The sequence below is a fragment of the Hymenobacter volaticus genome (assembly GCF_022921055.1).
GTDB classification, from domain to species: domain Bacteria; phylum Bacteroidota; class Bacteroidia; order Cytophagales; family Hymenobacteraceae; genus Hymenobacter; species Hymenobacter volaticus.
The window spans coordinates 4,982,799-4,996,388 of the sequence record NZ_CP095061.1; the positions used below are offsets into that span (position 1 = coordinate 4,982,799).

General features: G+C 53.5%; 12 protein-coding genes, 2 tRNA genes and 1 pseudogene. 4 read left to right on the forward strand and 11 right to left on the reverse strand.

The annotated features are described in order from the left end of the window. The first annotated feature begins 77 nt into the window (after nt 1-77). Nucleotides 78-1,250 (forward strand): GNAT family N-acetyltransferase, encoded by a 1,173-nt coding sequence (locus MUN86_RS21725; RefSeq protein WP_245120068.1) that lies wholly within the window; start codon nt 78-80, stop codon nt 1,248-1,250. A 52-nt stretch (nt 1,251-1,302) separates the two neighbouring features. Here the strand turns inward: MUN86_RS21725 and coaE are convergent, their stop codons facing one another. The 8 genes and pseudogenes from coaE to MUN86_RS21765 form a co-directional block, all read right to left on the reverse strand. Further along, nucleotides 1,303-1,908 carry a dephospho-CoA kinase gene (coaE, locus tag MUN86_RS21730; protein WP_311181747.1) on the reverse strand — a complete coding sequence of 202 codons (606 nt, stop codon included), beginning with the start codon at nt 1,906-1,908 and terminating at the stop codon, nt 1,303-1,305. 58 nt (nt 1,909-1,966) lie between these two features. Then, a complete protein-coding gene (locus tag MUN86_RS21735) occupies nt 1,967-2,929 on the reverse strand; it encodes a YbbR-like domain-containing protein (RefSeq protein WP_245120069.1) in 963 nt (320 codons plus the stop codon). Between the two features lie 124 nt (nt 2,930-3,053). Then, on the reverse strand, nt 3,054-3,371 hold the full coding sequence (gene yajC / locus MUN86_RS21740; RefSeq protein WP_245120070.1) for a preprotein translocase subunit YajC: 318 nt from the start codon (nt 3,369-3,371) through the stop codon (nt 3,054-3,056). Nucleotides 3,372-3,503: 132 nt separating this feature from the next. Continuing rightward, nucleotides 3,504-4,034 (reverse strand): DUF1573 domain-containing protein, encoded by a 531-nt coding sequence (locus MUN86_RS21745; protein ID WP_245120071.1) that lies wholly within the window; start codon nt 4,032-4,034, stop codon nt 3,504-3,506. A 188-nt stretch (nt 4,035-4,222) separates the two neighbouring features. Then, the gene (locus MUN86_RS21750; protein WP_245120072.1) at nt 4,223-5,227 is read right to left on the reverse strand and encodes an isocitrate/isopropylmalate dehydrogenase family protein; all 1,005 of its coding nucleotides are present in this window, start codon (nt 5,225-5,227) and stop codon (nt 4,223-4,225) included. 179 nt (nt 5,228-5,406) lie between these two features. Then, nucleotides 5,407-5,688, reverse strand: coding sequence for a YtxH domain-containing protein (locus MUN86_RS21755; protein ID WP_375379453.1), 282 nt, complete (start codon nt 5,686-5,688; stop codon nt 5,407-5,409). 190 nt (nt 5,689-5,878) lie between these two features. Next, nucleotides 5,879-7,063, reverse strand: a complete 1,185-nt coding sequence (nusB, locus tag MUN86_RS21760) for a transcription antitermination factor NusB (RefSeq protein WP_245120073.1) — start codon at nt 7,061-7,063, stop codon at nt 5,879-5,881. Nucleotides 7,064-7,179: 116 nt separating this feature from the next. After that, nucleotides 7,180-8,270: pseudogene (locus MUN86_RS21765) on the reverse strand (Glu/Leu/Phe/Val dehydrogenase dimerization domain-containing protein). A gap of 261 nt (nt 8,271-8,531) precedes the next feature. Here MUN86_RS21765 and MUN86_RS21770 point away from each other — a divergent pair. Continuing rightward, complete coding sequence (locus MUN86_RS21770) at nt 8,532-10,319, forward strand: ABC transporter ATP-binding protein (RefSeq protein WP_245120074.1); 1,788 nt, start codon at nt 8,532-8,534, stop codon at nt 10,317-10,319. Nucleotides 10,320-10,372: 53 nt separating this feature from the next. Here MUN86_RS21770 and MUN86_RS21775 read toward each other — a convergent pair whose 3' ends face one another. Beyond that, complete coding sequence (locus MUN86_RS21775; RefSeq protein ID WP_245120075.1) at nt 10,373-11,512, reverse strand: NAD(P)/FAD-dependent oxidoreductase; 1,140 nt, start codon at nt 11,510-11,512, stop codon at nt 10,373-10,375. Nucleotides 11,513-11,658: 146 nt separating this feature from the next. Further along, nucleotides 11,659-12,096: a T9SS type A sorting domain-containing protein gene (locus tag MUN86_RS21780; RefSeq protein ID WP_245120076.1), complete on the reverse strand. Its 438-nt coding sequence runs from the start codon at nt 12,094-12,096 to the stop codon at nt 11,659-11,661. A 623-nt stretch (nt 12,097-12,719) separates the two neighbouring features. On the opposite strand from MUN86_RS21780, the gene MUN86_RS21785 reads away from it, so the two are divergent. Next, a tRNA-Pro gene (locus MUN86_RS21785) sits at nt 12,720-12,793 on the forward strand. Between the two features lie 106 nt (nt 12,794-12,899). Further along, nucleotides 12,900-12,973: transfer RNA gene (locus MUN86_RS21790), tRNA-Pro, on the forward strand. An 82-nt stretch (nt 12,974-13,055) separates the two neighbouring features. Here MUN86_RS21790 and MUN86_RS21795 read toward each other — a convergent pair. After that, a complete protein-coding gene (locus tag MUN86_RS21795; RefSeq protein WP_245120077.1) occupies nt 13,056-13,583 on the reverse strand; it encodes a hypothetical protein in 528 nt (175 codons plus the stop codon). Nucleotides 13,584-13,590 lie beyond the last annotated feature (7 nt).

Below are 13,590 nucleotides of genomic sequence, written 5' to 3' on the forward strand. Positions count from 1 at the left end.
GGACAGATACGCTGCTTATCCCTAATCTTTGGGGCGCTTTTGCTGTTTACTAGCTCGTTTTCCTTCTGCTGCTTTTCATGCCTCTGCTCGAAGTCACGACCCCGGCGCAGGTCCGCCAGTTCCTGGCGCTACCCACCCGCATCTACCAAGCGCATCCTAACTGGATTTCACCTCTCGACAACGATATTGAAGCCGTTTTCGACGCCAAGCGCAACCCCAACTTAGCGCAGGGCTCGGTTATCCGCTGGATATTAACTGATAGTTCCGGCGAAACCATTGGGCGGGTTGCTGCCTTTGTAAACCCCGCCACAGCCCACACCGATGCGACCTTACCCGCTGGCGGCATGGGTTTTTTCGAGTGCATTGACGACCAAGCCGCGGCAAATATTTTGTTTGATGCCTGCCGTACCTGGCTGCTTAGCCGAGGCATGGATGCCATGGACGGCCCCATCAACTTCGGAGAGCGGGACCGGTTTTGGGGACTGCTGGTATCAGGCTTCACGGAGCCGAACTATGGCATGTTCTATCACCCGCCGTACTATCAGCACCTGTTTGAGGCGTACGGCTTTCAGCTCTACTTCAAGCAATATACCTGCTACCGCGAGGTGGCCATGCAGTTGCATCAAAGCTTCAGCAATGCCGCTGTGCGCTACGCGCAGCAGTATCCTACCTTCCAATTTCGGCACGCTAGTAAGCGAGACCCCGAGAAACTAGCTCGTGATTTTCACCATGTGTATAACCTGGCGTGGGCCAACCATAGTGGCGTAGCCGCTATGTCGTTGGAGAAAGCTCGTGACTTGGTGAAGCAGATGAAGCCTGTGCTAGATGAGCGTTTGCTCTGGTTTGCTTATCACGACGAGGAGCCTGTTGCCTTCTTCGTAAGCTTGCCCGAGCTAAATCAGGTGTTCAAGCATGTTGGGCGCAACTTCAACCTGTGGGGCAAGCTGCGCTTTTTGTGGGAGAAGCGTCGCTATGATCAACGAACCGATAAGAAGTTATTTGGCGTCATCTTTGGCGTGGTGCCGGAGTGGCAAGGCAAGGGTGTAGAAAGCGCCCTGATGGTGCACGCGCGAGCGGAGTTCATGCGGGCCGGCTACACCGAAATTGAAATGAACTGGATTGGTGACTTCAACCCCCGAATGCTAGCTATAACCCGTTCCATCGGAGCCCGCATCTATAAAACGCACGTCACCTACCGCTTTTTATTCGACCGAGAACGTCCCTTCGAGCGCAGCCCTATCATCCGATAGCGCTTCACTACGTAGCTGTAGGCGAGAAAGTAATTGCCGCATTTAGGCAGACTTAGTTGCTAAATGCATGGTGCAAGGCAAGCACCTGCGGAATAAGGAGTTGCTCGTCGTCGTTGTATACGACGTGTTGTGCGCGTTGCACTTTCTCTTCTTCGCTCATTTGCTTGCCAATGATGGCTAGCACGTCGTCGAGGGTACGGTGCGGGTCGCGGCGCAACACCCGGGCTTGACGCACAGGTTGCGGTGCAAAAACGGTGATAATCTGGTCGAGTTGTTGGTAAGCGCCCGACTCGTATAGCAATGCAGCTTCTTTAAGCAGATACCCATGGCCTTCTGCTCGACGAGCATTCGCCCATGCCTCGAAATCGCGGCCGACGGCGGGATGAACCAGTGCGTTGAGGCGTGCTAGTTGTGCGGAGTCAGCGAAAGCTACCCGTGCCAAGTACACCCGGTCGAGTTGGCCGGTAGCATCAAAGGTAGCTGGTCCAAAAGCGGCCGTTAGCTCGTCGCGCAATAGGGCATCATGACCCATCAGCCACTTCGCCCGCGCGTCCGAATCGTAAACGGGTGCTCCCAATACCTGAAACAAGCGGCAAACAATGCTTTTTCCAGAACCAATTCCACCCGTTATACCAATGCGCCGCATATCTTCTTTCAAGCAATGATGAGTACTGATTGCCACTCCCGTAGTTTATCAGGGTGCTACAACCAGAACATTATTTAAAGCTAACCCGAACGGCACGAGTAATAACGCGGCTACCTCGGGTAACAACGGGGATACCAATAAGCAAGGGCTGCAAGCTGGAATCAGGCCCCGTGAAGGAACTGAAATGCAGTTGCACCCGCACCTGACTCCGGTCGAGGCGGGCGGTATCTTCCACAAAGCATTGGAGCTGCACTCGCACGGTAGCCGGATGCAGCTCATATTCCCGGCCAGGCGGAAAGCCAGTCAGTTCGGGCACTACCTGCACCGGCACGTTTACTAGTGGACGGGCTTGCAAACGCACGCGTACCTCGGGCACACTGGTCTTAACTAGTTCAGGCCCCCCAATAGGCACGCGCAGCGTGCCATTGGTGCTGCTAGCGGGAGCCTGCGGCAAATGAACCGGATAGGGATTAGCTAGTGCTTCTACTTGACTGGCTGGCCCCTTAAATACAACCGCTTTCGGCTCGAAACGCGCCGCATAGGGCAGCGCCGAACCATCGGCAGCCGGACTGAGCGTAAGCGGTATTTCTCGGCTCACCAACCTATCAAAGCTGACCCACATGGTATCGCTGACTAGGTAGTTGAATTGCAAGCCTTCCATGGCGGCTTGCAAGGCGGGACGCACAGCGGCACCGGTTACGTAGCGCGTAGCTGGTAACCCTCGTAACAACGAAATTTCGGCGGGCTTCACGTCCAGCATCAACTCCTTGCGAAGTAGCTTCCATCCCCTACCGGTCACGTTTACGGCCACTTCCGTGGGCAGCGGCTGCACCGGGATGTAGCGCGTACCGTCGTAGCGCCAAGCCAGCGGATACACAATGCGCGTGGTATACGTCTTGCCTAGGGCATTGAGCATCCAGAAGGTACTAGCCGCCATGAAACAGGCCGCTACCACCCGCCAATAACTGCGTCGCTCTTTGTGGAGCGGGCTAACAAACCAGCGCAGTAAACTGATGGAGCGAATGAACGGCATGGTAGAACTTTCTGAAAAGAAAGATCGAGGAAAGACTTTCAGCAATAACCTAAAAACAAAGCAAAGCCAGACTATGTGGTCTTAACTCAGTGCTCGACCTTCGCCTTGGTCTTTACTTGCTTCTCTACTCCTTCACTACTTCTTTCGCGGGCTTCACTTCCCGCGCAATGGCCGAACGGTCGAACTTGAGTCGGGTACCACGGTCCACTTCTATAGTTACAGAATCTTCGTTTAGGTCCAACACTTTGCCGTGCAGGCCCCCGATAGTTACCACAGTAGAACCCTTGGCAATAGACTCCCGAAATTTCTTTGCCTCAGCGGCTTTGCGCTGTTGCGGCCGGATCATGAAGAAGTACATGACCACTGCAATACCAATCAGCGGCAGAAAGGAAGCCCAACTCTCCCCGGCAGGCCGGGCTTGTAACAAAAGAGTGAGTAGCATAAGGTGTAGGGGTGAGATGGTGGAGGTAGGAAGTAACAACGAGGTAATGAAACGAGGAGTTTGATGCTCTGGCTGCACCAACGGCACTACCAGAACACCAAACTCACTTATTTCGCCACTTTAACAATTCGCTTACTGAGCCAACGGACCTTGAGAACCGTCGGATAGAATGTTGGCCTTGATGCTAACCTTCGTGATGCTTGGTGCCGTGTTGGCCCGTACTGCTACCTCTTTGTTTTGAATACCCGATTTGCCGTGGCTATCAAACTGCACTTCGATGGTGCCTTTTGAACCGGGAGCAATGGGCTCCTTAGTCCAGTTGGGCGTAGTGCAACCGCAAGAGGCGGTAGCGTTTTCGATGAGCAGCGGCGACTTGCCGGTGTTGGTGAACTCGAAGGTGTGCTTCACTACGTCGCCGGGTTTGATGTCGCCGAAGTCGTGCTCAGCTTGGGCAAAAGTCATCACCGGTGCATTTGGGTTGGGCACTTCCGTATCCGATACCACATTGGGGTTATCGACGGTTGGGTTGGCGACGGCTTCGCTGGCGTCAGTGGCCGCGGCGTTCATGCCTTCGGCACCTACTTCCGTGGTTTTATCTGTGTTACAGGCGCTTACCAGCAGGATACTAGAGAGCAGCAAAGAGGAAAAAAAGGTGCGTTTCATATCAATTTCAAGAGCCACCAGCCTGGCGGCACGGCGTAAAAGTTTACGGTAAAATTACAGGTTATTCGCGTCTGACTAGCGCGATTATATACAAAGAAGGATTCTTCTATAGTAGAACGAGTTGTAGCAGCCTCGCCGTTCCACGGTAGAAGAATCCTTCGCTGTTGTACCTAGTTCTGCAGGCTTGCTTACTTTCCTAGGTTATCGATGATGGCTTGTGCAAACTCGCTGGTTGATGCCTTGCCACCTAAGTCGCCGGTGCACTTTTCTTTGTCTTTCAGTGTGGCTTCCAGCGCCTGCTCAATGGTATCTGCGTACTGATGCTCACCCAAGTGGTGCAGCATCATCAGGGCCGAACGAAGCAGCGCTGTTGGGTTGGCTTTGCCCTGGCCTGCAATGTCGGGAGCCGAACCGTGTACCGCCTCGAAAATGGCCATATCGTCGCCGATGTTGGCGCCGGCCACTACGCCTAAGCCACCAACCAAACCAGCACACAAGTCGGATAGAATATCACCGAACAAGTTGGTGGTAACTACCACGTCAAACTGCTCAGGCTTGTTGACCAGCTGCATGCACATGTTGTCGATGATCTTGTCTTCGAACACGATGTGCGGAAACTCGTTGGAAGCTTCTTTGCAAGCGTTAAGCATCAAGGTGCCCGCCATCTTCAGGATGTTGGCCTTGTGAGCTAAGGTCACTTTTTTGCGGCCATGCCGGTCGGCATACGCAAACGCGGCGCGGCAGATTTTGCGCGAGCCTTCTTTGGTAATGCGGTTGAAAGAGTCGGCAATGCCGAGGCGCTCGTCGTACACTTCTAGGCCCGAGTACAAGCCCTCGGTGTTTTCGCGGAACAGCACTAAGTCAATGCCTTCGTAACGCGTTTTGATGCCTTCGGTGGTTTTGGAAGGCCGCACGTTCTGATAGAGGTCGTATTTCTGGCGCAGCGTCACGTTGATGCTGCGGAAGCCCTTGCCTACCGGCGTCGTGATGGGGCCTTTCAATGCCACCCGGTTTTTCTCCAACGACGAAAGCAGCGCCTGTGGAATCAGCTCGCCCGACTGGTCGAAGGTAGTTTGGCCAGCGTTCTGCTCTTCCCACTGTACGGGCACCTGCGCCGCCGTGAAAATATCAGTTACCGCTTTCGTGATTTCGGGGCCAATGCCGTCGCCGGGGATGAGGGTGATGAGGTGCATCAAGTAGTGAGTGAAGTGAGGGATGGGGAATCAAGCTTGCCAACCAAGCTACGCGCCCGCAAAGGTACCACACCAGAATGTGCTTATAATGAAAAAAGTGCTGATAAGCTGATAGGCAATGGTGAAGCAACACCTCTGCAAATCAGCTTATCAGCACTTCTTACCGCCCGCGGGAGCTACTAAATCGTCTTGCGGGAATTGATTTGATTGATGAGCTGATCGACATCACCTAAAAGCTGCTCGGCTTTGCTCTTGGCATCCTGAATAACGCGTTGGCCTTCGCTTTTAGCCGAAGACGGTCCTACATCCGAACGGCTCGTAACGAGGTTCTCGGTAAGGTCGGCGAGGTTTTCGCGGTATTTTTCCAGCTTGTAACTCAGCCAGCTACGGGTTTCGCGGCCCTTTTCGGGGCGTACAATAGTCCGACGAGGGCACCAGTCAGGGCACCGCCCGTGAAGCACAGAAGACCAGTTATGGTTTTGCTACCCATGGAATTAGGAGTGAGTATAAGGGATGGGGATTGAGACAGGGAAAGTGAACCTAAATACGCAGAAGTTACGGTTGAGATATAATTCGCTTGCATCAAGAGCCGCGCAGTCGAGTGCCCGCCTGCTCCCATACCAATTGGCGCTAACCGTTTGGCACAGCGGGCTACTGGTTGTCGAGCAACCCGCGGCCCGACTTGCGAATGGCTCCGCTAGCCGTCAGATCTTGCGCCAATTTATCTAGAATCCCGTTCACAAACTGCTTGCTCTTGGGTGTGCTGTAAATCTTACTGATTTCAATGTACTCGTTGATGGTTACTTTCACGGGTATACCACGGAAGAGGTGCATCTCGCAAAGCGCCATCTTGAGCAGAATTTTATCGGTGAGGGCCACCCGCTCTACGTCCCAATTTTGCGTTGATTCGGCAATCAGCTTCTCGTACTTTTCGTCTTCAGTGAGCGTCTGCTTGTAAAGGCTTTCGGCAAACTCTTTGTCTTCCTGCCAGTTGGCCGATAACGACATGAGTTCCAACGTTTCGTTGGCCGCTTCGTCGAGCATCTTCACCGTCTTGAGCACAAGGTTCTTGACGATGGGCCGGTTCTCTTCCCAGTTCAAGTCATCTTGCTCTAAATAGCGAGGCAAGCTCTCGCCCTTGAAAACGTAGGTTTTGTACAGATGCTTCAGCATCTCCTGGTCTTCGGTGTAGTTGCCCGCGGGCGCCGCCAGATAGCTTAGGAGCTCCGGGTCTTGCCGCATTTCGTTGCGCCACGCCAAGCGTAAGGCTTCCCGCTCGTCTTCCCCCTGCCACCGCTGCGAACGGCGGATGGTGAGGTCGATGAGTTGCTGGTTGCTTATCAGCTTCGCAATGGCCTGGTTCTGCTCGAGCCGGGTGGTATCGAGCAATGGCTCCTTGGATGCCAAGTGCCGACGGGCTTCCCGGCCTTTCTCTTCCTCAATTATTTGAAGAAGAGATTCCGGAATATTGAGCAGGTGCAAGTACTGGTCGTGGATGCTTTCGGCGGCGTGTACCATCTGGCCCGCGTAGAACGAAGCGTCCTTGGCTACGGCTTTTTGGTAGTACTTGATGGCATCCTCCACGGCGTCCTGCACGTCAGCGTCGTCGCTCTTCTCTGGCTCCTGGCCAGATTTATGCCACTCCTTGAACGTGAGTTCGGCCATCTTCTGCTGCCCTTTCAGCAACCGGCGGTCCTGCGGTTCGGGCGAGGTAAGGTCGGGCGCGAAGGCATCCGCAATCCGGTCATTAGCCAATAAAAAATCAGACCCTACGGCCTGATGATAGGCGTACAGGGCCTGCATGACCTTGATGCGAAGCGTGCGACGGTTGAGCATGAGTTGGTTATCGATTGTTGATTGCCAATTGTTAGTTGATGATTAGTAAGAAGTTGACTTGCGCACCGAGTACGCCAACAAGCAACAACTAACAATCAGCAATCAACAACCAGCTATTAATAAGTTGACTTGACTTTGCCGATTGCGGCAATCCGCTCTTCGGCCTGCCGGATGGCGGCAGCTTGGGGTGGGTGTGTTCTTGCTCGGCTTTAGTGAGCACTTGGGTGGTGTAGTCGTAGATCTTCTCGGTTTGCACGAGCGCCGATTGGCGACTGCCGCCGATTACTTCGGAGTAGACGTTGATCAGGCCACCAGCATTGATAAGGAAATCGGGCGCGTACACAATGCCACGCTCCACAAGGGCGGGGCCGTGCACGTTCTCGTCTTCCAGTTGGTTGTTGGCGCAGCCCGCAATAACGCGGCACTTCAGGCGGTCAATGGTATCGTCGTTGATGGTAGCACCTAGTGCGCAAGGCGAATAGATGTCTACCTCTTGGTCGTAGATTTCATCAAGGCTCACAGCCAGGGCGCCAAAACGAGCAGCAGCTTCCAGCGCGCGGTCTTCGTAGTAGTCGGTCAGCACAAGTTTAGCGCCTTCCTTCTGTAGGTACTCGAGCAAGTAAGTGCCCACGTGGCCCACGCCTTGTACGGCAATGCGTTTGCCGGTCAGGCTATCGGAGCCGTACGCTTTCTTAGCAGCCGCCTTCATGCCCATGTAGGTACCATAGGCCGTTACCGGCGACGGGTCGCCGGAACCACCCATGCTTTCGGGCAAACCTGCCACGTGCTTGGTTTCCATCCGGATGTATTCCATGTCCTTGGTGGTCATGTTCACATCTTCAGCCGTGATGTATTTGCCGTTCAAGTTCTGCACAAAGCGGCCAAACTTACGCAGCAAGCCTTCCGTCTTCATCGTGCGGGCGTCGCCGATGATAACGGCTTTGCCACCGCCCAAGTTCAAGCCCGAAATAGCAGCTTTGTAGCTCATGCCGCGGGAGAGGCGCAGCACATCATGTAAGGCTTCGGCATCGGAGGCGTAGTGCCACATGCGGGTGCCGCCGAGCGCAGGCCCGAGTACTGTGTTGTGAATGCCGATAATAGCGCGCAGACCAGTTGCGTGGTCGTGGCAAAACACCACTTGCTCGTGCTGATGTTCGGCAATCTGACCGAAGACCGACGTATCGGTCGTTTCGTGAAATTCAACCATTGGGATGGGGATAGAATGGGCGGGAGTTTGGGGGAAGAAAAGAGCGGACCTTGGTTGTTGTATCTTTGAGAGCGATAACGCGAAGCAGTGTTGCCTATTAGTTGGCGTCTTTCGGCTGATTGACGTTTAATAGGCGCAGCACTTCGTGATGCCGCCCTCAATTCGGGTGCAAAAGTAACCCAATTTCCGGTTCCGGCCATTGGGTATGCTATCTACGCGGCCGGCCGGGTCGCTGTTTTCCTGCCTCTATTTCCTCCCCTCGTGCGCGCACTTTCCACTACCAATAAATACCTGTTTCGCTACAAATGGCATTTCCTCGGTGGGGTGTTGTTTGTGGCGTTGAGCACCTTGCTCGCCATTTTTCCGGCCCAAATTGTTCGTTACGCTTTCGATTTGGTGGGCGAAGGCATCGACTTGTACCATCTTTTTGCGGGCACTTCCTCGCAGAGTGAGGTGTACACGCTCTTTGGTCGCAACGTGCTGCTCTACGGTATTCTGATCATTGTGCTGGCGTTGCTGCGCGGCGTGTTTTTGTTCTTCATGCGCCAAACCCTCATTGTAATGAGCCGGCACGTAGAAAACGATCAGAAAAACGAAATCTACCAGCACTACCAGTCGCTACCGCTGGCCTTCTACCGGCGCCACAGCACTGGTGACTTGATGTCGCGCATCTCGGAAGACGTGGGGCGGGTGCGCATGTACATCGGGCCAGCGCTGATGTACTTCATGCAGCTCGTGATTTTGTTTGTGCTCATCGTGCCGCTCATGTTCATGGTGAACGTGAAGCTGACTATCTATACGCTGCTACCGCTTCCCGTGCTGAGCGTGAGCATCTTCTACGTCAACAACCTGATCGAAAAGAAGAGCGACGAAATTCAACGCAGTTTGTCGGGCATGACAACGTTCGTACAAGAGGCGTTTTCGGGTATCCGGGTGCTGAAGTCGTTTGTGCGGGAAGATGACTCGCACCAGCAATTTGCGATGGCCTCCAACGAGTACAAGGAAAAGTCGCTGAGCTTGAACTTCGTGAATTCGCTGTTTTTCCCGCTGATATTGTTTCTGGTGGGCTTGAGCACCATCGTCACGGTGTACGTTGGCGGCCAAGAGGTTATTCGCGGCACCATCACGACGGGCAGCATTGCCGAGTTCCTGATTTACGTGAACCTGCTTACTTGGCCCGTTACGGCGCTCGGCTGGACCAGCAGCCTTGTGCAACGCGCTGAGGCTTCCCAAGCCCGCATCAACGAATTTTTGGACCAAAAAACCGACATTATCTCGCAGAAAAATATCGAGCAGGAAATCGTCGGCGACATTGTTTTCGACCACGTCTCGTTCACTTACCCTGATACCGGAATTCAGGCCCTACGCGACGTATCGTTTCGCATCCGGCCGGGCCAAACGCTGGCCATCATCGGCAACACGGGCTCGGGCAAAAGCACGGTAGCCGTGCTGCTCTGCCGCCTCTTCGACGTAACCTCCGGCACCATCCGGATAGACGGGGTTGATGTGCGCGACTTTTCGTTGAATTCGCTGCGCGAGCAAATTGGTTACGTACCGCAGGATGTGTTTCTGTTCTCAGACTCCATTCGCAACAACATCAACTTTGGCCTGAGCAACCCGACCGAAGAGCGGATGCAGCAAGCCGCTAAGGACGCCAACGTCTATGAAAACATCATCCGCTTCCCCGAAGGCTTCGAGACCAAGCTCGGCGAACGGGGCATTACCCTTTCGGGCGGCCAAAAACAGCGCGTCAGCATTGCCCGTGCCCTGGTGAAAGAACCCAAGATCCTGATCCTCGACGATTCACTATCTGCTGTCGATACCAACACCGAAAACGCCATTCTTGATGCACTCCAGCGCATCATGCATAACCGCACCAGCCTCATCATCTCGCACCGCGTAAGCTCGGTAAAGCTGGCCGATGAAATCTTGGTTCTTGATGATGGCGTTATTGTGCAGCACGGCACACACGAGGCCCTCATGCAAGACCCCGATGGGCTATATCGGGCGCTGTACGAGCGGCAATTACAAAGTGAAGACGCAGCCTAAGTATCGACACCGTCGAAAAGATTAAACGTAATGTAAGTGGTGCCAGCCAGTATTTAAGTTGCGGCCATCAGTTCTGCTACCCGTTTCCCAACACCTGCGCCAAGGGCTACTCCCATGCCATTGCAGCGCAGCGCCCCAAACACGCCGGAAGCCAGCGTACCTACCAATGGCTCTAGTTCTGCGCCAAAAGCCATGACTCCGCTCCACCGGTAGTCTATACGCACAGATCGACCGGGTAATATTACTTCGTGCAACAACTGCTCTAAGTGTTGCTGCACTAGCGAAGTCAAGCCGGGCTCGGTGGTGGCCTCGGCGGCAAAATCAAGATGGCGGCCTCCACCAAGCAGGATACGGTTGTCCACTTGGCGGAAATAGTAGTAGCCTTTGTCGTAATGAAAGGTACCGGGCAACTTCAAGCCTGCTATCGGCTCGGTAACGAGCACTTGGCCCCGGCCAGGCTGTAGGTCTAGTTCGGGGAAGAAGTGCCGACTGAAGGCATTGGTAGCCAATAATACCTGCGTTGTCTCCAACGTTCCCAATGGCGTTTGCAGCCGCACCAAGTCACTACCGGGTTCTAAGGCTTGCACAGAGCAGCCGTGCAGTACGGTGATGCCAGCTTGCCAAGCTTGCCGCAACAGCGCGTCCATCATTTGGCCAGTATTCAAGGCACCTTCCGCCACGTTTTCCAGCATTACATCGACACCCTGAAAGCCAAACTTAGACAGTTGATTGGTAGCATCACGAAAAACACTGGCCTGGCCAATGATAGGCGCCAGCAGCTCATTGTAGCGAGGAATAGCAGCGCGACAACGCGCGGCTAGGTCGGCCTCACTAGGCCGAAACAACTCGTACCCTCCTACTGGCTGGTACTGTACTACTTCGTCGGATAGCAAGCGGCGAAGTTCTGCCAGTCCTTCCCATCGGGCTTGCACTACGCGCAAAAGAGCAGCCGTTCCGCTGCGTGCTTCTTGCTCCAGCAACTCCGAGATACTGCCGAAGCAAGCAAAGCCAGCATTCTTGGTACTAGCGCCATTGGGCAGCACATCACGCTCCAGCACCAGCACACGCGCTTTGGGCCGAAGACGACGTGTATGCAGTGCGGCTGTCAGACCCACCAATCCAGCCCCAACAATCACTACATCATAGCCTTGCATGAAGGTCTGGTGCTCCCAATAAGAAAGTAGTGCTGCCATGTGCTTAAACAATTAGAGGGGTAGCATTTCTTGAATCCGTTAGCTTTTGCTTGTAAGATAAGTGTGCAAAATCGAGCACCTGACTGGAAAGCAGAAACGCCCATCTGGTAAGTACCAGATGGGCGTTTGCAAGCTGTAAAGCCGAATTATTGACCTACCATGATGCGTTTCATGCCACGACGCTCACCCGAGGTACACTGTACAATGTACGCTCCGGGAGGTAAGTTGCTTACGTCCAGAACAGCCACATCATTGCTGCTAATCAAGTCGCGGGTGATAAGTGGTCGCCCGTCAGGACCATTTACCTCGACTCGCGTGGGATTAGGAGAATTGGTGCGGACTGTGAGGCGCCGCGTTACAGGGTTAGCATTGGCCAGCACCTTCAGCATGGTGGTATTGGCAACCGGCTCCGCCATCTTATTGGTAACCAAAGCAGGCGGCTCTACCTCAGCAGCAACTGGCTTTGCTGGCGCAGCAGCCGGCTTGGCGGCAACCGCTACGGGCTTGACTGTAGGCGCAGGAGTAGCAGGCTTCTTAGCCGCTACCGGTACAGGTTTTTTAGCTGCCGGAACAGTGGCTTTCACCGGCGGCTTGGCAGCTGGCTTTGGCGGAACCTTTGTTTGCGCCTCAGCGGGAGAAAAAAATAGCAGAGTAGCTATCAAGTAAACAAGTGTAGAAAGAAGTCTCATATGTGCACCGAAGGTAAAATGAGCTTAACTGATTTCTTGTAAAATTAACTAAATACAAGCTGTTATCAGCTGATTTCCTCCGAATATTATAATAATGAAGATTTTCCTAATCTCCATTATACATGACCAAAGCCAAGTGGACCTCTTACCCACCGGATTTTCTATTTCCGCAGCAGCATGCCGCACTTGTTCTTGCTGAGACAAGCGCTTAGCTTTGAATAAACCGAGGCCTTGACCAAGCGATTTTGATAATAAAAGCAGCAGAATTTCTTAGCCTACCTATTTAGCGTTTGCCCCATCACTGTCAGTAAGCATGAAAACAACGAGACAACTTGAAACCTATCCCTGAATACATTCTCTTGGTTAAGCAACAGTAGTCCTGTATCGTCTAATAGCGGCAATGAAATGTTACTGATACTAAGAGCAATATGTATTTAGAAGCTTCAGGTGATAGAATTTTATTGAGTAGAAGTTGCGCAGCTTCTAGATTCTAGCTTACCTTTGCATCATAATTCCTTCGGGGTGTAGCGTAGCCTGGTATCGCGCCAGCATGGGGTGCTGGAGGTCGTAGGTTCGAATCCTGCCACTCCGACTGAAGATTTATTTGTTCGAAAAGCCTCTGGGAACCCCACCCAGAGGCTTTTTTCGGCCATTTCAGTTCAATTATTCTCGATGCACCTAACGTGCAAGAGTACTCTCGGGGTGTAGCGCAGCCCGGTAGCGCGCGTCGTTCGGGACGACGAGGCCGTAGGTTCGAATCCTGCCACCCCGACACCGAACTCTATAACAACAAAAGCCCGCTGAACAGCAGTTCAGCGGGCTTTTTGCTTAGTGAAATTGAAGCTTCCCTTTGCTTATCTATAGTAGCCGCGGCGCTTCGGCTTATACGACTTCTTATTGCCTGAAGTAAACAGCAACACTGTGCCAACCGTCAAGACGGCAATAGTGGCCATCTTGGTAACGAAGGCACTACGATTGTGCTTCCACTCCACCGCGTAGCCTTTCTCGGCGAAAATGTTGGGCACTTTGCCGTGGGCAAGATCTTCAACGATGCCTTCCACCACGTTTACCCGGTCGGCTAGTAGCAAAGGCAGCCAGTGACCGTAGTGCGACTCGCTGTATTTAAACGCAAACCGACGAATCATGCCGCTCAACCCAACCGGGGGCGACGACTCGCCGAAGACGGCCGACACGTTCGGGCGTTCAATTGTCTTTAGAACTTCAATATCTACCGGTTGTAGAGAGGCCGGGCGATGTTTATTATCGGGGTCCTGCGAAACGTTCAGGCGGGGTTCCCGCATGGGATACGTAGGATCGTTTTCAGAATTTGCATCAATTCCCCAGCCGGGTAAAGTCTGCGGATCTTTCAATGTATTTTCCATGGTCAGT

Coding starts and splice junctions, on each gene's coding strand:
- MUN86_RS21725 (WP_245120068.1), top strand. CDS start 78: ATGCCTCTGCTCGAAGTCACGACCCCGGCGCAGGTCCGCCAGTTCCTG.
- yajC (WP_245120070.1), bottom strand. CDS start 3,371: ATGCTACTCACTCTTTTGTTACAAGCCCGGCCTGCCGGGGAGAGTTGG.
- MUN86_RS21775 (WP_245120075.1), bottom strand. CDS start 11,512: ATGGCAGCACTACTTTCTTATTGGGAGCACCAGACCTTCATGCAAGGC.
- nusB (WP_245120073.1), bottom strand. CDS start 7,063: ATGCTCAACCGTCGCACGCTTCGCATCAAGGTCATGCAGGCCCTGTAC.
- MUN86_RS21750 (WP_245120072.1), bottom strand. CDS start 5,227: ATGCACCTCATCACCCTCATCCCCGGCGACGGCATTGGCCCCGAAATC.
- MUN86_RS21735 (WP_245120069.1), bottom strand. CDS start 2,929: ATGCCGTTCATTCGCTCCATCAGTTTACTGCGCTGGTTTGTTAGCCCG.
- MUN86_RS21795 (WP_245120077.1), bottom strand. CDS start 13,583: ATGGAAAATACATTGAAAGATCCGCAGACTTTACCCGGCTGGGGAATT.
- MUN86_RS21745 (WP_245120071.1), bottom strand. CDS start 4,034: ATGAAACGCACCTTTTTTTCCTCTTTGCTGCTCTCTAGTATCCTGCTG.